We start from the raw sequence: 19653 nt of genomic DNA on the forward strand, positions 1-19653 counted from the left end.
AACCGGCGCCGGATTCTTTGCCAGCCGCATATGCCCGGACGCAACCATGGGTCTGCCCTCAACCCAGAGTTACAATACCCGGAATCATGTCTCAAGACAGGTCGGAACGATCGGGAGGATTGTCAATCGGATCGGGGCAACGTCGGGGATTGAAAGCGCATGACAGGCGGCCCAGTTTCACGGGATCATCGGTGGCATACGGCACGATCCCGGGGGAACAGAAATATGTCGACAGCACCGGAGGATACTCTGGCGCGGATGCTGGACGAGGCAGGCGAGGACAGCTCAGAGGCTGCCGGACACCTCGCTGCCGGGCGCCCGATCTACTACAGAACCTCCGACCTTCCACCGCGGCAGGTCATCAAACAGTATCCTGACGGCCGCAGGGAACTGGTGAGCTTTGAAACCGGCCGGGAAACCCTGATCGGGGAGCTGTCGGCAGCGTGACTCGCCTGTGGGTGATCGCCGGCCCCAACGGCGCCGGCAAATCGAGCCTGACGCGCCGTTACATCTCTCTTTTGACGCGGTTGCACGTCATCAATCCTGACACCATTGCTGCGAATCTTGCGGGCGGCGGCCGCTTCACCGCAGACCAGGCGGCACGCGCCGGCAGAGTGGCCCTGAAGGAGCAGCGCCTTTATCTGGCCGAGCGCCGAAGCTTTGCCGTCGAGACGACACTGACCGGACAGGCCCCTCTCCGCCTTCTGACGACGGCAAGAGACGTCGGCTACAAAACCAGCCTCGTCTATGTCGGTCTGGACGATGTGGGCCTGTCATTGGCGCGCGTCGCGGCACGTGTTTCCGCGGGTGGCCATGACATACCGCCCGCAGATATCCTCAGACGTTTCGACCGAAGCATGGCGAACCTCCACAGGGCCCTGCCGCTGGTGGACAGGCTCTGGCTGTTCGACAACTCCCGAGATCGGTGGCGCCTTATCCTTCGCACGGAAGGCCGACACCTTCGCTTCGCAAGCCCTGACCTGCCGCGCTGGGCAGCAGACATCGTGACAGGTTACAGGCGCTGATCGCCCGCAGACCTTGGGCGACGCGCCCCGATCACTGTTGCAACCACCCCAAGCATCACCTGCCCGGGCACGACGATCATCCGCGCCATGCCGCTGAAGGCATTGGCGTCCTTGTAGATGAAGGGGGTGATCTGTTCGGCGGGGCCGATATGAATATAGAGATACCAGCCGAGGCAGGCCCGGCCCAGCGTCAGAGCGGCGCAGGCTGCCGCCAGCGGCCAGCCGGGGCGCCCCGCCAGTCTGAGGGTGAGGAAGACCAAGGCGAGCAGGCCGCAGACGATGAACTCGACCATGAAAAAGGCGACGTCGACGATGTCGTAGGTCGCATGCATCCCCCGAGGCGGGGCACGCAGCAGGGCCAGGAAATCCAGCACCTCGACCAGCAGAAAAGCCGCATAGGCGCCATAGGCGGCTATGACGAGGCCAAGGATGCGGCGCAGGGCGGTGGTCATCCGACTGCCGTTATCCCTGGGGTTGGAGCGCACGCAGCCGCTCCATATGGGGGCGCATCGCCTCCAGCTCGGCCGCGGGGATCGCCATCACCGGGCGGTTCATCTCTTCCGACGGGCCGTAGCTCTGCAGCAGCTGCTGCTTCTGGGCGTCGGTCAGCTGGTCGCTGTCGCGGATCCGCGTTCTCAGGGCATCACGCTCGGCCCGGGCGGCAACCGATGCCGGGCTGTCGTAATCGAGCGTCAGATAAGCCTGCATGATCCGATCGCCGGTCGCGGCCCAGGCAGCGAGATCGGCAAAACCGCGCTTCATCATCATGGCCGAGGCCTCGTGCCATTCCGGCATGCCCTCGATCGCGGCGGTCATCGCCGCAAGATCCCGGCCCGGCTGCGTCGGCGTCGCCGCCCGATGATCGCGGATCGCCTGGCCGATCTCCGCGCGCCGATCCGGCGGCAGAGCCCCCGACCAGGCCGTGAACGCCTGCCAGCTGTCGAGCCAGCGGCTCACCACCTCGCCGGTCAAGGGACCGTCCTCGGCGACAGCTGCCTCCCCGGCGGCATGCGCGGCGCGGGGGGCGGCCACGACCGCGGTCATCGGAAGGGCGGCGGCAAGCGCCAGAACCAGCAGGCGGCGGGCGATCTGCACGGGCGGATCCTCATGGCGCAGGAGAAGAGAAGGCGGGGAAGCGGGCGACGCCGACGCAGCGCCAGCCCGCCAGATCGGTCTGCCCGCCGGATCAGTCGCTGCCGCCCATGCTCCGGATGCGCTCCAGATGCGGCTGCACCGCGGCAATGTCGGCCGGGTCGGCCTTGCCGGCCTGGTCCATCATCGCCCCGGCATTGCCCAGCATCTGCAGCATCATCTTCTTCTGCTCGGCGGTCATGTCGGGCGAATTCATGATCTGGCTGCGCGCAGCCTCCATCTCGGCCCGCTGGCCCTGGACGTCCTCGCCCTGCATCTCGATCGCCATATAGGCCTGCATCACGCGGTCGCCGACGGTCGCCCAGTCGTCGAGGCCCGAGAAGCCGTGTTTCGAGACGATGCCCGCCGCCTGCGCCGCCTCGGGCGCGCCGGCCATGCGCGACACGGCGGCAGAGAGCATGCGCCCGTCGGCCATATCTCCCATCATCGCCGCAGGGTCGCCGGCCCCGTCCAGCGCCTCGCGACGGTCTTCGGGCAGGGTGTTGCTCCAGGCTTCCAGCGCCTGCGAAGCATCGAGCCAGCGGCCAACCGTGCCGCTGTCGAGGCCGGCCGCGCGGGCGGGGCCGGCAAGGCCCAAAGGCAGCGCCACGGCCAGGGCCGCGGGCAGTGCCAGGGGCAGCGCCGCGGCCAGGCTGGCCGTGGTGGCGCGGAAGGCGGCCGCGGCAAGGCGGCGGCGAAGGATCGCGGTCATCGTCCAGACGTCTCCCATCCAGGCGGGCCTTCTGCCCGCCGGCACGATCGGACCGGGGCCCCGGGCCGGTGGATCCGGCCTCTTGCGGTCCTGATGCGATGCATCACCCGACTATATTGCCGGACCGGCACGCCCGCGTCAGCGGTCGAGACGCGCGGTCAGCTCTTCCGCCGCGGCGGCCAGACGCCGGAACGGCCCCTGCCCTGCCGGGGCACCGGCATCCGCGCGGCCCAGGCGGCGCAGACCCTCGGTTCCGAAACGATCCTTGAGCGACGAGGCGATCCAGCCTTCGGCCTGGGCCGCGCGCCGCGGCGCCAGCCGGTCTTCGGCGACCAGCCAGTCGTGATGACGGTCGGCGGCGGCGATCAGATCCCCGATCCCCTCGCCCGTCGCCGAGGCGACCTTCAGCACCGGCACCTTCCAGCCGTCAGCCCTGAGGCCCACGGCCTTGAGCGCGGTTGCGACATCGGTGCGGGCGCGTTCCGCCGCAGGCCCGATATCGGCCTTGGTCACCACCGCCAGATCCGGGATCTCCATGATCCCCGCCTTCATGAACTGCAGGCTGTCGCCCGAAGCGGGCTGGACGCAGAACAGCACCGTGTCGGCGACCTCTTCCACATCGGTCTCGGACTGGCCGACGCCCACCGTTTCGACCAGCACCACATCGAACACCGCGCGCATCAGCACGGTGGCGGCGATGGTCAGATCGGCAAGCCCGCCCAGCCGGTCGCGGGCGGCCATCGAGCGGATGAACACGCCCTGGTCTTCGGGATCGGTCTGAATCCGGGTCCGGTCGCCAAGCAGCGCGCCCTTGGTACGCTTCGACGACGGGTCGACGGCGATCACGCCCACGCTGCGGCCCTGGTCGCGATAGGACCGGATCAGGGCCGAAAGCAGCGAGGATTTGCCGACGCCGGGCGGACCGGTGATGCCCAGAACCCGGGCGGCCGGCGCCTCGTGCGCGGCATCGAGCAGGGCCGCCGTCTCGGGCCGCCCGGCCCGGCTTTCCAGCTCCGCCAGCGCGCGGGCGAGCGCCGGCTTGCCGCCGCCCCGGATGGCGTCGAGACGGCGGAGGCCGGCAGCGCTGCTGCCGGCCTCCATCCTGTTCCCGTCGGAACCGCCTGTCATGCCGCTGTCCCGGCCGTCAGCCGCGGGCGCGGAGCGCCGCCTGGGCGGCGGCCAGACGCGCGATCGGCACGCGGTAAGGCGAGCACGAGACGTAGTCGAGGCCGGCGCGCTGGCAGAAGTCGATCGACGCCGGATCGCCGCCATGCTCGCCGCAGATGCCGAGCTTGATGTCGGGGCGGGTCGAACGGCCACGCTCGGCCGCGATCTTCACCAGTTCGCCGACGCCATCCTGGTCCAGGCTGACGAAAGGATCCTGATCGAAGATGCCGGCCTCGCGATAGCTGTCGAGGAAGGCGCCCGAATCGTCGCGGCTGATGCCGAAGGTGGTCTGGGTCAGGTCGTTGGTGCCGAAGCTGAAGAACTCGCCCACCTCGGCGATCTTCGCGGCCTGAAGGGCGGCACGCGGCAGCTCGATCATGGTGCCGACCAGATATTCGACCTTCGCGCCCTTCTCGGCGAAGACCTTGGCCGCGGTGTCGTCGACCAGCTTGCGCAGGATCTCCAGCTCACGACGGGTCGCGACCAGCGGGATCATGATCTCAGGGGTCACGGTCTGGCCCAGCTCGGCCGAGACCTCGACCGCGGCTTCCAGGATCGCGCGGGCCTGCATCTCGTAGATCTCGGGATACGAGATGCCCAGACGGCAGCCGCGATGACCCAGCATCGGGTTGCTCTCGTGCAGGGCCGAGGCGCGGGCGGCCAGCTTCTGCGCGTCCATGCCCGAGGCGGCGGCCACCTCGGCGATTTCCTTCTCGCTGTGCGGCAGGAACTCGTGAAGCGGCGGGTCGAGCAGGCGCACCGTCACCGGCAGGCCGGCCATGATCCGGAACAGCGAGACGAAGTCGCCGCGCTGCATCGGCAGCAGCTTGGCCAGCGCCGCGCGACGGCCGTCGGCATCGTCCGACAGGATCATCTGGCGCACCGCGATGATGCGGTCGTCGCTGAAGAACATGTGCTCGGTCCGGCAGAGGCCGATGCCCTCGGCACCGAAGGTGCGCGCGGTCTCGGCATCCAGCGGGGTCTCGGCATTGGTGCGGACCTTGAGGGTGCGGATCTCGTCCGCCCAGGCCATCAGCGTGCCGAAATCGCCCGACAGGTCCGGCTTGATGGTCGGCACGCGGCCGAGCATGACCTCGCCCTTGCCGCCGTCGATGGTGATGGTCTCACCCGCCTTGACGGTGACGTCGCCGACGGTGAACTGGCCCTTCGCATAGTCGATGCGCACGGTGCCGGCGCCCGACACGCAGGCGCGGCCCATGCCGCGGGCGACCACCGCCGCATGGCTGGTCATGCCGCCGCGGGCGGTCAGGATGCCGCGGGCGGCATGCATGCCGTGAATGTCTTCGGGGCTGGTCTCGATGCGGACCAGGATGACGTCCTCGCCGCCCTGCGCACGCTTCTCGGCCTCGTCGGCGGTGAAGACCACCACACCCGAGGCGGCACCGGGAGAGGCCGGCAGACCCTTGGCGATGACCTGCTTGGGCGCCTTGGGATCCAGCGTCGGGTGCAGCAGCTGATCCAGCGCCTGGGCCTCGATGCGGGCCACGGCCTGCTCGTGGGTGATCAGCCCCTCTTCCGCCATGTCGACCGCGATCTTGAGCGCGGCGGCAGCGGTGCGCTTGCCGTTGCGGGTCTGCAGCATATAGAGCCGGCCCTGCTGGACCGTGAACTCGATGTCCTGCATATCCCGGTAGTGCTGCTCCAGCCGGTCCTTCACGGTGACCAGCTCGGCGAACACCTCGGGCATCTCCTCTTCCATCGAGGGATCGGAGGATCCGTTGGCCTGCTTGCCGGCAACCGTCAGGTGCTGCGGGGTGCGGATGCCCGCCACCACGTCCTCGCCCTGGGCGTTGACCAGGAACTCGCCGTAGAACTCCTTGACGCCGGTCGAGGGGTTGCGGGTGAAGGCCACGCCGGTCGCGCAGTCATCGCCCATGTTGCCGAACACCATCGCCTGCACGTTGACGGCGGTGCCCCATTCGGCGGGGATGTTGTGCAGACGGCGATAGGTCTTGGCGCGCTGGTTCATCCACGACCCGAACACCGCGCTGATCGCGCCCCAGAGCTGCTCGCGCGGGTCATCCGGGAACGGACGGCCCAGCTCGCGCTCGACGATCGCCTTGTAGTCGTCGATCAGCGACTTCCAGTCCCCGGCGGTCATCTCGGTGTCGAGATGGTAGCCGCGCTCTTCCTTGCGCGCCTCCAGCCGGTCCTCGAAGAAGCTGTGGTCGACGCCCAGCACGACGTCGGAATACATCTGGATGAAGCGACGATAGCTGTCATAGGCGAAGCGCTCGTCGCCACTGCGGCGGGCGAGGCCTTCGACCGTCACCGGGCTGAGGCCCAGGTTCAGCACCGTATCCATCATGCCGGGCATCGAGGCGCGGGCACCGGAGCGGACCGAGACCAGCAGCGGGTTCTCGGCATCGCCGAAGCGCATGCCCATCTCGGTCTCGACCTTGGCCAGCGCTTCCGACACCTGCGCCTCAAGCTCGGCCGGATAGCTCTGGCCGTTGGCGTAGTAATAGGTGCAGACCTCGGTGGTGATCGTCAGACCGGGCGGAACCGGCAGGCCCAGATTGCTCATCTCGGCCAGGTTCGCACCCTTGCCGCCGAGAAGATTACGCATGTCAGCGGTGCCTTCGGAGCCGTTGCGGCCGAAACTGTACACCCACTTGGTCATCGGTCGACTCACCCTTCGATCTTCGAAAAATCGGCCACGGCTTCCAGCGCCGCCCGGATCTCGGACAGCAGGTGGAGCCGGTTGCGCCGACGCTCCGGCATATCGCAATTGACCGTCACACGGTCGAAGAACGCGTCGACCGGCACCCGGATCCCCGCCAGAGCCGTCATCGCCCGCTCGTATTCCTCCCCGGCCAGCGCCGCAGCGATATCCGCCCGCGCCTGCACGAGGGCGCCGTGAAGCGCCACCTCTTCGGGTTCGACCAGCAGCGCCGCATCGGCGTCGCCACCATAGGTCGTCCCGTCCTTCTTCTCTTCGATACGCACGATGTTGCTCGCCCGCCGGTACGCCGCCAGCAGGTTCGCCCCATCCTCGCCGTCCAGGAACGACTGCAGGGCCCGCACGCGCGCCAGCAGCCGAACGACGTCGTCGTCATCCACACCGGCCAGCGTCGCCGCGATCAGATCATGGCGCACGCCGCGGTCGCGCATCAAGACCTTCAACCGATCAGCGAAAAAGCCCATCAGATCGCCATGCAGGCGGTCGATGTCGATCTCGCCCAGGATCGGCCGGTAGCCTTCGGCCGCCGCCGAAATCGCCGCCTTGAGCGGCAGGCGCACGCCGGTCTCGATCAGGATGCGCAGCACGCCCAGCGCAGCACGGCGCAGCGCGAACGGATCCTTGGACCCCGTCGGCTTCTCGTCGATCGCGAAAAAGCCGGCCAGGGTGTCGAGCTTGTCGGCCAGCGCCACCGCCACCGACAAGGGGGCGGTCGGCACGCCGTCCGACGCACCGGCCGGCGCATAGTGATCGCCGATCGCCTGGGCGACCTCGGCGGGCTCGCCGTCATGGGTCGCGTAGTAGCGGCCCATGATGCCCTGGATCTCGGGGAATTCGCCGACCATGCCGGTGACGAGATCGGCCTTGGCCAGCCGGCCCGCCCGCTCCGCCAGCGCCGGATCGGCACCCGGCACATGGGCCGCCAGCTGTCGGGCCAGCGCCGCGATCCGCCCGGCCTTGTCGGCGACGGTGCCGAGCTTCGCCTGGAACAGGATCGCCTGCAGCCGGTCGAGACGCGCATCCAGGCGGGTCTGACGGTCGGTATCCCAGAAGAATTTGGCGTCGGCCAGGCGCGCGCGCAGCACCCGCTCGTTGCCGTGCACGATGACCTTCGCGCCTTCGGCATCGGGGGCGAGGTTGCTCACCAGCACGAAGACCGGCGCCAGACGGCCCTCGGCATCCTCGGCGACGAAATAGCGCTGATGGGTGCGCATGGCCGAGACCAGAACCTCGGACGGCACATCCATGAAGGCATCGTCGATACGGCCGGCCAGCACGGTCGGCCATTCGACCAGCCCGGCCACCTCTTCCAGCAGGCCTTCATCGGCGCGCAGCATCAGCCCCAGATCCGAGGCGAGTGCCGCGGCATCCGATGCGATCTTCCGCCGCCGCTCGGCCGCGTCCAGCACCACATGGGCGCCGGCCAGCGCCGCGCGATAGCCGGCAAAGTCATGCACCTCGATCGTGGCCGGCGCCAGGAAGCGATGGCCCTGGGTGGTGTTGCCCGCGGTCAGATGGCCGAAGCGGACCGGCACCACCGCCCCGCCGAACAGGCAGAGGATCGAGCGCAGCGGCCGCACCCAGCGGATCTGATGGGCGCCCCAGCGCATGGATTTGGGCCAGGGCAGATCGGCGAGCGCGCCCGCGATCAGCTCGGGCAGCACCTCGATGGTCGGGCGGCCCGCTTCAAACACGTCGAGGAACCAGAAACTGCCCTTGGGCGTCTCGCGCTCGATCAGCGACGAACGGTCGGCATTGTTGGCGGCGAGGAACCCCGCCAGCGCCTGTTCGGGCGCACCGACCCGCGGGCCGCGACGCTCTTCCGCCCGGTCGGGCTGGGCGTCGGCCAGATCGTGGATCACCAGGGTCAGGCGGCGCGGGGTCGAAAAGGCCTCGGCCCGGCCGAAGGTGATCCGCTGGGCGGTCAGCCGCTCGGTCACCAGGCGCGCCAGATCGTCGGCGGCCCGGCCCTGCATGCGGGCGGGGATCTCTTCCGACAGAAGTTCGAGAAGCAGTTCGGCCATGGGATCAGGCCTTTCCGGCGGCAGAGACGGAGGGGCTGCCCGCAATCCAGGCCTCGCAGCAGCCCTTGGCCAGCGCCCGCACCCGGCCGATATAGGCCGCACGCTCGGTCACGCTGATCACGCCGCGCGCATCCAGCAGGTTGAAGAGATGGCTGGCCTTGATGCACTGGTCATAGGCCGGCTGGGCCAGACGTGCCGCCAGAAGGCGGGCGCATTCGGCCTCGGCATCGGCGAAGTGCCGGAACAGCATGCCCGTGTCGGCGTGCTCGAAATTGTGCGCCGAATAGTCGCGCTCGGCCCTGAGGAAGATGTCGCCATAGCGAACGCCGCGGTCGTTATAGGCCAGGTCGTAGATGTTCTCCACGCCCTGGATGAACATCGCCAGGCGTTCCAGGCCATAGGTCAGCTCACCCGAGACCGGCTCGCATTCGATGCCGCCGACCTGCTGGAAATAGGTGAACTGCGACACCTCCATGCCGTCGCACCAGACTTCCCAGCCAAGCCCCCACGCGCCGAGGGTCGGGCTTTCCCAGTCGTCCTCGACGAAGCGGATGTCATGGACCAGCGGATCGATCCCCAGAACCGCCAGGCTGCCCAGATACAGCTCCTGCAGGTTCTCGGGCGACGGCTTCATGATCACCTGGAACTGGTAATAATGCTGCAGCCGGTTGGGGTTCTCGCCATAGCGACCGTCGGACGGCCGGCGCGACGGCTGAACATAGGCCGCATTCCAGGCCTCGGGGCCAAGCGCCCTGAGCGTGGTGGCCGGATGGAAAGTTCCTGCGCCGACTTCCATGTCATAGGGCTGCATGATGACGCAGCCCCGCTCCGACCAATAGTGCTGGAGACGGAGAATGATCTCCTGGAAAGACGGCGCGCCTTTGCGCTCTGTCGCCATGCTCAGCCCGCTGATGCGTGTCGGCAATCCTGCCGCCGACCGGTTCGTTTGGTGCGGCGCGAACATAGCCGCCGGCCGGTTGAGGGTCAAGGATCGCGCGCTTCGCGCAAGATGCGTGCGCAGCCGGGCCGCCCTGCCTTCCCCCCGTTTCCGGGGGAGATGCGGCGGCGCATCTATGATTAAGGGTTGGTTAACGCCTTAAATACACGCAAAGGATGCAGCCCTGCCCGATCGGACCTCATCCGACCGGGCAGTCGGCGCGGCCACAGGGGCCGGCGCCCGGCACCACGAAGCTGCCGCAGCGGGCGCAGCGGTCGGCATCGGCCACCTCGCGCGCGGCACGGCGGCGGCGCGGCACATGGCGGGGTTCCCGCCGGTCTTCGCGGCGGATCGCCTCGCGCCGCTGGCCGAAAACCCGCGCCAGCCGGGCCCCGGTGAACACGGCCAGCACAACCAGCACCAGCAGCAGAATTTTCGACAGACTGAGCATGACGCCGCGTCCTCTAAAGACCGTAGCGCGACCAGAGCGCGCGGGCTTCGACCTGCTCGACCAACCCGGCAATGGCGGCCGAACCGGCGCGCTCGGCCTGCAAGCCCAGCCTCACCCGGCCGAACAGGCCGCTACGCTCTTCGATCATGGCGAAGCGGACCGCGTCGCCGAAACGGCTGCGCATCACGCTGCGCAGATCGCCCAGCCCGTCGGCCAGCCCCAGTTCCACGGCCCGCGCGCCGACCCAGACATCGCCTTCGAACAGCGGCGTATCACCGGCTTTCTGAAGTCGCTCACCCCGGCGCTCGCGCACCACCTCGATGAAGCGCTGGTGCACCTGTTCCTGAATGCCGCCCAGCCAGGCGATATCCTCGGCCTTCTCGGGCTGGAACGGGTCGAGCCGCATCTTGGAATTGCCCATGGTATAGACCCGGCGGTCGAGCCCGAGGCGCGCCATGGCCCGGTCGAAGCCGAAGCCGGCCGAGACCACGCCGATCGAGCCGACCATCGAGGTTTCGTCGACGAAGATCTCGTCGCCGGCCATCGCCAGCCAGTAGCCGCCGCTTGCCGCGACGTCCTCGACGAAGGCGATCACCGGCAGCTTCCTTTCGGCGGCGCGCGCCCGGATATGCTTCCAGATCAGCGAGGACTGGGCCGGCGAGCCGCCGGGGGAGTTGATCACCAGCGCCACGGCCTTCGCCTCGGGCACCTTGAAGGCACGCTCGATCAGCGGCTTCAGCGCCTCGTGCGACAGGTTCGCCTGGAAGCTGCGGCCGGACATGATCATGCCCTCGAGCCGCAGCACGGCCACGACCGGCGGCGGATTGCGGAACCGCTTCACCGGCAGCAGGCGGAGCAGGCGGCGGAAGCGGCTGGGCTTGTCGGTCAAGGCGGCGTGTCTCCCGGATAAAGAGGTTGGGGGATCATATCGAGTGGCCGGCCGGGGCTGTCAACGCCGGGCCGGGGCTATTGGCGCCGGGTCGGGCCATCAACCCCGGGATGGGGTCGCGAGCGACAGCGGTGCTGCATCTTCCAGCACCGCCCGGACCGGCGGCGTCCAGTCCCGCCCCTCCCCCGCCAGCACCAGCGGCGCCAGCAGGGTAAGCGGCGCCCGCCGGCCCTTGCGGGCCTGAACGATCACCCGGCCGGCCGGCCGGCCGTCGCCCACGGTGTGCACCGGCAGAACGCGGATGTCGCCGGCGGGCCCGGCCAGCGCGGTCAGGATCTCGGCCAGCCGGTCGGCGCGCATGACGATGGTGAAGCTGCCGCCGGGCTTCAGCCGCTTCAGCCCGGCGGCGATCCAGGCGCCGAGGCCGATCCCGTTCTCGACATGGGCGGCGCGGCGGCCGGGATCCGGCGGCGGATCGGCGCGGACCTCCTCGAGAAACGGCGGGTTGGTCAGAACATGGTCGAAGGGCTCTGCCCGCGGATCGTCCGGCCCCTGCAACCGGGCACCGACATCCGTCTCCACCACGGTCAGCGCCGCACCGGCGAGCCCCGCATTCACCCGCGCAAGCGCGGCCGCACCGGCATCGCGTTCCACGCCCACCAGCCCGAGCCCGGGCACACGGGCGGCGAGGCAGAGACCGGCCGCCCCGGCGCCGAGGCCCAGATCCAGCACCCGTTGCCCCGGCTCCGCCGGCACGGCGGCGGCCAGCAGCACCGGGTCGACCGCGGCGCGATAGCCGCGGATGAACTGAACGAGTTGCACCCGCCGGCCCAGAAGATGATCCAGGCTGACCGTCGACGGATCGATGCCGTGACGGGCGAGCCTGTCCTGAAGATCGATCGGCGTCGCCATGTTCACCGTCGGGGCCCCAGCATGCGCGCCACCAGCCCGGCCAGACCGCCGGTGGCCTGCGGTGCCGGCCGGCGCGGCGGGGCCGAGATCGGCGCGGTCTCCCCCAGCCCCTGCGCCGCCTCGTCGAGCAGGCGGCGGGCGCGCGGCGCCAGGGCGTCATCCACCATCAGCCGGCGCGGAAAGGCACCGATGGAACCTTCGGCCAGGCTCATCTGTTCGTCGAAGACCAGGCTGTCGATGCCTTCGGCGGCCAGAACCGCGCGTGCCCAGGACAGGCGCACCGGATCGGTGGTCAGCAATACGACATCCATCAGCGGCGATCCCGGGAAGGTGAGGTCATGGCCGCCTCCCGGTCAGGCGCTGAACGAAGGGCGCTGAACGGAGGGCGCGGAAGGGAGGGGGCGAGGTGAAGAGACGGTGACGGGCACCGGACATACGCGCAGCGGCTTGTGCAACGCACACGAGCGCGGCAGGATGTGCGGCGACACACTATACCCACCCCACGCGTCGCTGCGCATCTTGACCGCGCCGCGCGCCACTTCATATGCTCCCCAGCGCCGTGCGGAGCGTCAAGCCCTGCCGGCCCCGGGTCCAACGTTGCCCTCTTTTTCAACGTTGCCCTGAAACAAGACGGATCGGCTGCTCTCTCGTGGATGCGCGCGCACATTCCTCGCAAGAGGTCCTCTCGACCCTTCAGGCTCTGGTGGCAGATGACCTGAAGCGTGTCAATCAGGTCATCATCGACAACATGCAGAGCCAGGTGGGGCTCATCCCCCAGCTGGCCGGCCATATCGTCTCGTCCGGCGGCAAGCGGCTGAGGCCCCTGCTGCTGCTGATGTCGGCCCGGCTCTGCGGCTATGCCGGCGACCGGCACGTACCGCTGGCGGCGTGTGTGGAGTTCATCCACACCGCAACACTGCTCCATGACGACGTCGTGGACGAAAGTGAGCTGCGGCGCGGCAAGGCCACCGCCAATGCGGTCTTCGGCAACAAGGCCAGCGTGCTGGTCGGCGACTTCCTGTTCAGCCGCGCCTTTCAGCTGATGACCCGCGACGGCTCTCTGGAGGTGCTGCGCATCCTGTCGGATGCCTCGGCGGTGATTGCAGAGGGCGAGGTGATGCAGCTGCTCACCTCCAACGATCTGGAAACCGACGAAGCGGCCTATCTGCGCGTCATCGAAAGCAAGACCGCGAAGCTGTTCGAGGCCGCCTGCCAGATCGGCCCGGTGGTCGCCGACCGTCCGGCTGCGGATATCGAAGCGCTGGCGCGCTACGGCATGGCGCTGGGCGTGATCTTCCAGCTGACCGACGACCTGCTGGACTATTCGGCAGAGCAGGCGGCGCTGGGCAAGACCATCGGCGACGATTTCCGCGAAGGCAAGATCACCCTGCCGGTGATCGTGGCCCACGAGCGCGGCACGGCCGAGGAACGGGCCTTCTGGTCCCGGACCATGGAAGAGCTGGACCAGCGCGAGGGCGACCTGGAACAGGCCATCGAGCTGATGCGCCGCCACGACGCTTTCGGCGAAACCCTGCGCCGCGCCGAGACTTACGGCGAGATCGCCCGCGCCTCGCTGCAGGGCTTCGCCGACGGGATCGAACGCCGCACCCTGGACGAACTGATCTCGTTCTGCATCGCCCGCGGATTCTGATCGAAAACCTGCTTGCAGGGGCCGCCGGATCCCGCTATAAGGCGCCCCACGGACGCACCGGAGTGTAGCTCAGCCTGGTAGAGCACCGTCTTCGGGAGGCGGGGGCCGCAGGTTCGAATCCTGCCACTCCGACCAACTTCGGTATGTCCGATCGACACACCCCGGCAGGGCAACCTGCCGGGGTGTCGTCGTTCGGGGGACAGGCGGGCAGATCCCGCGCGCCGCAAGGGTTGCGGATGGTCTTCCCTGCACTGCGGCATTTTGCGAGGGGCAAATGTCGACTCACATTGCAACCTGATGGTGATCGCGGCACCATCATGCAATGCATACGGATCAAATGTGACGCGGTCGTGCCACATCCCCGGTCTGTCATCCTGAACCACCGGACCCCTCTCTCATGGCTGACGGAGAAGCCCTCGACGACGCGATGGAAGACCGCGTGCAGCACGCCGACCGGCTGCTGCGCATGGCGGTCAACCGGATTCCGGAAGCGGTGATCATCTACGACACCGATGATCGCGTCGCCTTCGTCAATCAGGCCTATTGCGATTTCTTCCCCTATATGCCCCCGGTCGGGGAGCTGATGGGCCAGAGCTTCGAAGACGTCATCCGCCACAGCATGGTGGCACCGGGTGTCGTGCTCGATCCGCTGGCCCGGACCGATCCGGATGCCTATATCGCCAAGCGCCGCCACCGGCTGCACAACCCGAAGCCCCAGCCCTTCGAGCAGCTGACCGCCGGACGCTGGCATCTGGTCCGCGAGGTCAGGGTGCCGGGCGTCGGCTTTTTCGGCCTGCGCAGCGATATCACCGACATCAAGCAGCGCGAGATCGAGCTGAAGATGGCGCGCGACCACCTGGCCCGCCAGACCCAGCAGCTGGCGGAGGCCCGCGAGGTGGCGATCCGTGCCCGCGAGATCGCGATCGCCGCCCGCCTGGAAGCCGAGCGCGCCAACACCGCCAAATCGGAATTCCTGGCGCGGGTCAGCCACGAGTTGCGCACCCCGCTGAACGCGATCCTGGGCTTTTCCGAAATCATCCGCGATCAGCTGCTGGGCGATCAGGCGCCGCAGCGCTATGCCGAATACGCCGCCGACATTCACCATGCCGGTTCCCATCTGCTGAAGCTGATCGACGACATCCTCGACATGGCCAAGATCGAGGCCGGCCGGCTGGATCTGATGGTCGACGAGGTGGATCTCCACGGCCTGCTGCGCGAGCTGGTGCACACCTGCCGGCCGCTGGCCCGCCGGAACACCAACCGGTTCGAGACGCAGATCCCCAACGACATCGGCACGTTGAAAGGCGATGTCACCCGGCTGCGGCAGGTGGTGCTGAACCTTCTGTCCAATGCCTGCAAATTCACCCGCGGCGGCGCGGTGACCCTGGCCGCCCGACGGCTCGGCTCCGTCGACGGCCGGGGCGACCTGATCGAAATTACGGTCACCGATACCGGCATCGGCATGACCGAGGCGCAGCTTGCCCGGGTTTTCGAAGATTTCATCCAGGCCGATGCCTCCATCGCCCGCACCTATGGCGGCACGGGGCTGGGCCTGCCGATCTGCCGGCGGCTCTGCCTGCTGATGGGTGGGGATATCCGCCTGGACAGCAGCCCCGGCAGGGGCACCATCGCCCGGGTGATCCTGCCGGTGGCCGGCCCGCCCGGCATTCGCCCCGCCCCGGCCGACTGACGCACCCCGCAACCATAAGGCGTTGCATCCAGCGACACGTCCCCGACAGCGCTTGCTATTTCTCGCAAGGGTTGTTCATATAGGATTCAAAACAACATTAGGGTTTGCAACGACCGCAGCCGGCAGACGGATGCGGACGAAGGGGGGATGATGTCGTCTGACACGCCGACCAGTGGATCGGTCCGCCCCAAAGCGGGGAGCGGTCTGGATCCGCGCCTCAGGCGGGCCCAGGCCCGCCACGCCTTCGCGATCCTGGTGCTGCCGGCCATCGGCAGCCTGATCGCCATCGGCCTCGCCGTCCATGACGGCGGCGTCCCGGCCGCGGCCCTGATTATTCTGCTCGTGTCCTATATGGCCACCTATGCGGGCATCACCGTCGGGCTGCACCGGCTGTTCGCCCATCGCGCCTTCGAGACCACGCCATGGCTGCGGGCGGTGTTCGCCGTGCTCGGCTGCATGGCGGCCCAGGGACCGGCGATCTACTGGGCGGCCAATCACCGGGTCCATCACATCCGTTCGGACCGTGACGGCGACCCGCACAGCCCGCGGATCGCGAACGGGCGGCAGCTGGGGCGCTGGGAAGGGTTCTGGCACGCCCAGGCCGGCTGGACCTTCAGCCACCGCCCGGCGGATGTCTTCGCCGTGACCCGCGACCTGACCCGCGACCGGCTGCTGATGTGGATCAACCAGCGCTATCTGTGGTGGGTGGCCCTGGGGCTGATCCTGCCGGCGCTCGCGGGTGCGCTCGCCATCGGCGGCATCCAGGGCGCGGTGCTGGGCCTGCTGTGGGGCGGCGCGGTGCGGCTGACCCTCAGCTACCACTTCACCAATGCGATCAATTCGCTCACCCACATGATCGGCACCCGGCCCTTCGGCGGCCGGAACACATCGACCAATCTGTGGCCGATCGCCCTGCCGACCCTGGGTGAGGCCTGGCACAACAACCACCATGCCTTCCCCACCTCCGCCCGCTTCGGCCTGGCGGTCTGGGAGGTGGATATCGGCTGGTGGATCATCCGCAGCCTGGAAGCCGTGGGGCTTGCCTGGAATGTCCGCCGCCCCCTGCCCGAGAGCATAAGCGCCAAGCGCGCCGCAGCCGCCGCAGGCATGCAGGTCGACGACGACGACCGCGTGACGGCCTGAATGCCCCGCCCGGCCGCCCTGATTGCGGCCGCATCTCACCCCGGGTGGCCTGATCAGAAATTATCGCGCTGGACGCGAAATTTTCTCTGGTCTCAAGCGTATATCATGCGCATATCAACCCAAGATTGAGTGTTTTCCAGCCTCTCTGACCCTTCCAACGCCGGGCGCAGCCCGCAGCCGGAGACTTGTTCCATGAACACCCAGACCACGCTTCCTGGCGCCCAGCAGGCCGCCGCTGGTGCCCAGGCGGCCACCCGCCCCGATGCCGCGGCTATCGAGGCCTGGCTCGTCGACTATCTGGCCGACCGCCTGGGCCGCGATCGCTCCGAAATCCGCCGGACCGAACGCTTCGAGCGCATGGGCGTCGATTCGCTCGCCGTCGTTTCGATGACCGGCGAGCTGGAAGAATGGCTCGGCCGCAAGGTGGAGCCCACGCTCGCCTACGATCACCCCACCGTCCAGGATCTTGCAGCCGCCCTTGCCGGCTGAGGCCGTGCCCCGACCGGAGTTCGCGCCATGTCACCTGATACCAACCAGATCCATCCCACCAGCCCCGCCGGCGGCCACCCCGGCACGTCGTCGGATGCGCTGCGTTCGCATTACGACATCGGGACCGACTTCTTCGGTCTGTGGCTCGACCCGTCGCTGACCTATTCCTGCGCGCTCTACGAGGCCGGCGATACCGATGATCCGGCGGGCTTCCTGGCCGCCCAGACCCGCAAGCTGGACTTCCACATCGATCAGGCCCATGCCGCCGGCGCGGAGCGGGTGCTGGATATCGGCTGCGGCTGGGGTTCGATGATGCGGCGGCTGGCGGAGCGCGGCGCAGGCCACGTCACCGGCATGACCATGACCGAGGCCCATCGCACCCATGTGACGAGCTTCGGCGACCCCAGGCTCGAGGTCGCCCTGACCCCCTGGGCGGGGTTCGAGCCCGAGGCGCCCTATGACGCGATCGTGTCGCTGGAGGCCTTCGAACATTTCGCCCGGCTGGACTCGACCGAGGCGGAGAAGAAGGCCGGCTATCGCGCCTTCTTCGAACGCGCCCATTCCTGGCTGAAGCCGGGCGGGCGGATGTCGATCCAGACCATCGTCTACGGCCGGGCGACCAAGGCGGATTTCAGCGCCTTCTGCGCCGCCGAAGTCTTCCCCGACAGCGACCTGCCGCGCCTGCACGAGATCATGGAAGGCTGCGACCGCCTGTTCGAGGTGGAGCGCCTGCGGTGCGACCGCGAGATGTATGTCCGCACCTTCCAGAGCTGGCTCGACGGGCTTCGGGCCAATCGCGCGGCGGCCGAAGCCATCGTCGGTCCCGCCGTGGTCGATCGGTTCGAGAAGTATTGCGGCGTGTTCATGATCGGCTTCCACACCGGCGCCATGAACCTGGCCCGGATCGGCTTCCGCAAGGCCGGCTGAGCGAAGGGGGCATCGATGACCGCCGATACCACCGCCACCACCCTGGTCCACCGCCTTGAAGACCTGGCCCGCGACCGCGGCGACGCGCTGGCCTATGTCTTCCTGGCCGATGGCGAGCGCGAACAGGCCCGGATCGACTATGCCGGGCTCGGTGCCCGCGCCCGGGCGATCGCCCGCGGCCTGCTGGCGGTGGCGGAACCGGGAGACCGGGCCCTGCTGCTGCATCAGCCGGGCATGGGGTTCATCGAAGCCTTTTTCGGCTGTCTGGTTGCGGGTCTGGTTGCGGTGCCGGCCTATCCGCCGCGCCGCAACCAGTCGCTCGACCGGCTGGGGGCCATCGTCTCGGGCTGTGGCGCCCGGGTGATCCTGATCGCCGGGGACCAGCGCGCCCAGCTGGAACCCCGCTTTGCCGAGGCCGGCGCCGAGGGGGCCGGCGCCATCGCCGCCGCCCGGATTCTGGCGACCGACGAGATGGCGACCCTGCCCGAAGACCTGCTGCCGCGTGCACCCGCCGTCGGGCCCGACGATCTCGCCTTCCTGCAATACACCTCGGGCTCGACCGGTGATCCCAAGGGGGTGATGGTCAGCCACGGCGCGCTTGCGGCCAATCAGCGGCTGATCCGCCGCGCCATGGGCCATGGGCCCGAAACGGTTTTCGCCGGCTGGCTGCCGCTCTATCACGACATGGGGCTGGTCGGGAACCTGCTTCAGCCGCTCTGGCTGGGCATTCCGTCGGTGCTGATGGCGCCCGCCGCCTTCCTGCAGAAGCCGATGCGCTGGCTCAGGGCGATTTCCGACTGGAAGGCCACCACCGCCGGCAGCCCCGATTTCGGCTACGACCTGTGCGTGCGCCGCTTCCGCCCCGATCTCTGCGAGGGGCTGGACCTGTCGTCATGGAGCGTCGCCTATAACGGCGCCGAGCCGGTCCGGGCCGAGACGCTGGAGCGCTTCGCCGCCACCTTCGCCCCCTACGGCTTCCGTGCCGACGCCTTTTATCCCTGCTATGGCATGGCCGAGACGACGCTGATGATCTCGGGCGGCAGCCAGGGCATCGCGCCGCCGGTCATCGACGTGGACGGCAGCGCGCTCGATCTGGGCCGGGTGGTGCCGCCGGTCGCGGGTGCCATCACCCCGCCCCGCCGGCTGGTGAGGTGCGGCCAGCCGGGCCAGGGGCTGGCGGTCGCGATCGCCGACCCCGAAACCGGCCGCACCCTGCCGGACGGCCGGATCGGGGAAATCCTGGTCACCGGCACCAGCCTGGCCCGCGGCTACTGGCAGCGCCCTGAGCTGACCGACGAGGTCTTCGGCGCCCGCCTGCCCGGCGACGACCGCCGCTGGCTGCGCACCGGCGATCTGGGCTGCCGGATCGACGGCGAGCTTTACGTCACCGGCCGGATCAAGGAACTGATCATCATCCGCGGCCGCAATCACTACCCGCAGGATGTCGAGACCGCGATCACCGCCGCCTGCCCCGATCTTGCCGCCGGCGCCGCGGCTGCGGTGTCGGTAGATGGACCGGATGGCGAGACGGTGGTGGCGATGATCGAGGCCGAGCGCGAGCGCATGCGCCGCCTGAACGGGCCCGAAATCTTCGCCGATGCGGTCGAAGCGGTGGCGGCGGCCCTGGAACTGCGTCTGGACCGGCTGGTGATCCTGAGGCCCAACACCATCCTCAGAACCTCGTCGGGCAAGATCCGGCGGCGCGAGATGCGCGCCCGGCTGCTGGCGGGCTTGCTCGATCCGCTCTGGGACAGCGCCGCGCGCGAACCCGTCCGCCAACCCGAAGCCGCGGAGGCGTGAC

General features: G+C 68.7%; 19 protein-coding genes and 1 tRNA gene. 9 read left to right on the plus strand and 11 right to left on the minus strand.

All coding sequences use genetic code 11. The annotated features are described in order from the left end of the window. Positions 1-258 precede the first annotated feature (258 nt). Both WI697_RS06130 and WI697_RS06135 read left to right on the plus strand, forming a co-directional pair. On the plus strand, positions 259-447 hold the full coding sequence (locus WI697_RS06130) for a hypothetical protein (protein WP_062769147.1): 189 nt from the start codon (positions 259-261) through the stop codon (positions 445-447). After that, positions 444-1025, plus strand: a complete 582-nt coding sequence (locus tag WI697_RS06135) for an AAA family ATPase (RefSeq protein ID WP_062769144.1) — start codon at positions 444-446, stop codon at positions 1023-1025. The genes WI697_RS06130 and WI697_RS06135 overlap by 4 nt, the downstream gene beginning before the upstream one ends. Here the strand turns inward: WI697_RS06135 and WI697_RS06140 are convergent. From WI697_RS06140 to WI697_RS06190, 11 genes are all read right to left on the minus strand, one after another. Then, entirely contained in the window at positions 1013-1477 is a 465-nt protein-coding gene (locus WI697_RS06140; protein WP_345957816.1) for a hypothetical protein, read from the minus strand. The genes WI697_RS06135 and WI697_RS06140 overlap by 13 nt on opposite strands. Positions 1478-1487: 10 nt before the next feature. Continuing rightward, complete coding sequence (locus WI697_RS06145; RefSeq protein ID WP_345957817.1) at positions 1488-2120, minus strand: hypothetical protein; 633 nt, start codon at positions 2118-2120, stop codon at positions 1488-1490. 91 nt (positions 2121-2211) lie between these two features. Beyond that, a complete protein-coding gene (locus WI697_RS06150) occupies positions 2212-2868 on the minus strand; it encodes a hypothetical protein (RefSeq protein WP_345957818.1) in 657 nt (218 codons plus the stop codon). Positions 2869-3006: 138 nt separating this feature from the next. Beyond that, positions 3007-3969, minus strand: a complete 963-nt coding sequence (locus WI697_RS06155; protein ID WP_156503357.1) for an ArgK/MeaB family GTPase — start codon at positions 3967-3969, stop codon at positions 3007-3009. A 43-nt stretch (positions 3970-4012) separates the two neighbouring features. Next, entirely contained in the window at positions 4013-6679 is a 2667-nt protein-coding gene (gene ppdK, locus WI697_RS06160; RefSeq protein WP_062769129.1) for a pyruvate, phosphate dikinase, read from the minus strand. An 8-nt stretch (positions 6680-6687) separates the two neighbouring features. Further along, complete coding sequence (glyS, locus tag WI697_RS06165) at positions 6688-8763, minus strand: glycine--tRNA ligase subunit beta (RefSeq protein ID WP_345957819.1); 2076 nt, start codon at positions 8761-8763, stop codon at positions 6688-6690. A 4-nt stretch (positions 8764-8767) separates the two neighbouring features. Next, the gene (locus WI697_RS06170; RefSeq protein WP_041607673.1) at positions 8768-9661 is read right to left on the minus strand and encodes a glycine--tRNA ligase subunit alpha; all 894 of its coding nucleotides are present in this window, start codon (positions 9659-9661) and stop codon (positions 8768-8770) included. Between the two features lie 238 nt (positions 9662-9899). Further along, positions 9900-10151 carry a hypothetical protein gene (locus WI697_RS06175; RefSeq protein ID WP_345957820.1) on the minus strand — a complete coding sequence of 84 codons (252 nt, stop codon included), beginning with the start codon at positions 10149-10151 and terminating at the stop codon, positions 9900-9902. 13 nt (positions 10152-10164) lie between these two features. Then, a complete protein-coding gene (locus tag WI697_RS06180) occupies positions 10165-11040 on the minus strand; it encodes a S49 family peptidase (RefSeq protein WP_345957821.1) in 876 nt (291 codons plus the stop codon). Between the two features lie 99 nt (positions 11041-11139). Next, on the minus strand, positions 11140-11952 hold the full coding sequence (locus WI697_RS06185; RefSeq protein WP_345957822.1) for a tRNA1(Val) (adenine(37)-N6)-methyltransferase: 813 nt from the start codon (positions 11950-11952) through the stop codon (positions 11140-11142). A 2-nt stretch (positions 11953-11954) separates the two neighbouring features. Next, entirely contained in the window at positions 11955-12263 is a 309-nt protein-coding gene (locus tag WI697_RS06190) for a putative signal transducing protein (protein WP_014748399.1), read from the minus strand. 338 nt (positions 12264-12601) lie between these two features. Between WI697_RS06190 and WI697_RS06195 the strand changes: the two genes are divergently transcribed. The 7 genes from WI697_RS06195 (at position 12602) to WI697_RS06225 (ending at position 19652) form a co-directional block, all read left to right on the plus strand. Continuing rightward, positions 12602-13603, plus strand: coding sequence for a polyprenyl synthetase family protein (locus tag WI697_RS06195; protein WP_014748400.1), 1002 nt, complete (start codon positions 12602-12604; stop codon positions 13601-13603). A gap of 58 nt (positions 13604-13661) precedes the next feature. Further along, positions 13662-13738 (plus strand) — tRNA-Pro (locus WI697_RS06200). A gap of 262 nt (positions 13739-14000) precedes the next feature. Next, positions 14001-15293: a PAS domain-containing sensor histidine kinase gene (locus WI697_RS06205; protein WP_082828840.1), complete on the plus strand. Its 1293-nt coding sequence runs from the start codon at positions 14001-14003 to the stop codon at positions 15291-15293. Positions 15294-15440: 147 nt separating this feature from the next. Continuing rightward, positions 15441-16436 carry an acyl-CoA desaturase gene (locus tag WI697_RS06210; RefSeq protein ID WP_345957823.1) on the plus strand — a complete coding sequence of 332 codons (996 nt, stop codon included), beginning with the start codon at positions 15441-15443 and terminating at the stop codon, positions 16434-16436. Between the two features lie 192 nt (positions 16437-16628). Then, positions 16629-16925 carry an acyl carrier protein gene (locus WI697_RS06215; RefSeq protein ID WP_062769111.1) on the plus strand — a complete coding sequence of 99 codons (297 nt, stop codon included), beginning with the start codon at positions 16629-16631 and terminating at the stop codon, positions 16923-16925. Between the two features lie 27 nt (positions 16926-16952). After that, positions 16953-17852, plus strand: a complete 900-nt coding sequence (locus WI697_RS06220) for an SAM-dependent methyltransferase (protein ID WP_062769108.1) — start codon at positions 16953-16955, stop codon at positions 17850-17852. A gap of 15 nt (positions 17853-17867) precedes the next feature. Then, the gene (locus WI697_RS06225) at positions 17868-19652 is read left to right on the plus strand and encodes a fatty acyl-AMP ligase (RefSeq protein ID WP_345957824.1); all 1785 of its coding nucleotides are present in this window, start codon (positions 17868-17870) and stop codon (positions 19650-19652) included. The last annotated feature ends 1 nt before the right edge of the window (position 19653 follow it).

Source organism: Tistrella mobilis (genome assembly GCF_039634785.1).
In the GTDB taxonomy this organism is placed as follows: Bacteria; Pseudomonadota; Alphaproteobacteria; order Tistrellales; family Tistrellaceae; genus Tistrella; species Tistrella mobilis.

What these genes read in the sequence shown, in the direction of transcription:
- WI697_RS06190 (WP_014748399.1), bottom strand. Translation starts at nt 12,263, where the DNA reads ATGGATGTCGTATTGCTGACCACCGATCCGGTGCGCCTGTCCTGGGCA.
- WI697_RS06150 (WP_345957818.1), bottom strand. Translation starts at nt 2,868, where the DNA reads ATGACCGCGATCCTTCGCCGCCGCCTTGCCGCGGCCGCCTTCCGCGCC.
- ppdK (WP_062769129.1), bottom strand. Translation starts at nt 6,679, where the DNA reads ATGACCAAGTGGGTGTACAGTTTCGGCCGCAACGGCTCCGAAGGCACC.
- WI697_RS06170 (WP_041607673.1), bottom strand. Translation starts at nt 9,661, where the DNA reads ATGGCGACAGAGCGCAAAGGCGCGCCGTCTTTCCAGGAGATCATTCTC.
- WI697_RS06155 (WP_156503357.1), bottom strand. Translation starts at nt 3,969, where the DNA reads ATGGAGGCCGGCAGCAGCGCTGCCGGCCTCCGCCGTCTCGACGCCATC.
- WI697_RS06175 (WP_345957820.1), bottom strand. Translation starts at nt 10,151, where the DNA reads ATGCTCAGTCTGTCGAAAATTCTGCTGCTGGTGCTGGTTGTGCTGGCC.
- WI697_RS06140 (WP_345957816.1), bottom strand. Translation starts at nt 1,477, where the DNA reads ATGACCACCGCCCTGCGCCGCATCCTTGGCCTCGTCATAGCCGCCTAT.
- WI697_RS06220 (WP_062769108.1), top strand. Translation starts at nt 16,953, where the DNA reads ATGTCACCTGATACCAACCAGATCCATCCCACCAGCCCCGCCGGCGGC.
- WI697_RS06205 (WP_082828840.1), top strand. Translation starts at nt 14,001, where the DNA reads ATGGCTGACGGAGAAGCCCTCGACGACGCGATGGAAGACCGCGTGCAG.
- glyS (WP_345957819.1), bottom strand. Translation starts at nt 8,763, where the DNA reads ATGGCCGAACTGCTTCTCGAACTTCTGTCGGAAGAGATCCCCGCCCGC.
- WI697_RS06215 (WP_062769111.1), top strand. Translation starts at nt 16,629, where the DNA reads ATGAACACCCAGACCACGCTTCCTGGCGCCCAGCAGGCCGCCGCTGGT.
- WI697_RS06210 (WP_345957823.1), top strand. Translation starts at nt 15,441, where the DNA reads ATGATGTCGTCTGACACGCCGACCAGTGGATCGGTCCGCCCCAAAGCG.
- WI697_RS06225 (WP_345957824.1), top strand. Translation starts at nt 17,868, where the DNA reads ATGACCGCCGATACCACCGCCACCACCCTGGTCCACCGCCTTGAAGAC.
- WI697_RS06130 (WP_062769147.1), top strand. Translation starts at nt 259, where the DNA reads ATGCTGGACGAGGCAGGCGAGGACAGCTCAGAGGCTGCCGGACACCTC.
- WI697_RS06185 (WP_345957822.1), bottom strand. Translation starts at nt 11,952, where the DNA reads ATGGCGACGCCGATCGATCTTCAGGACAGGCTCGCCCGTCACGGCATC.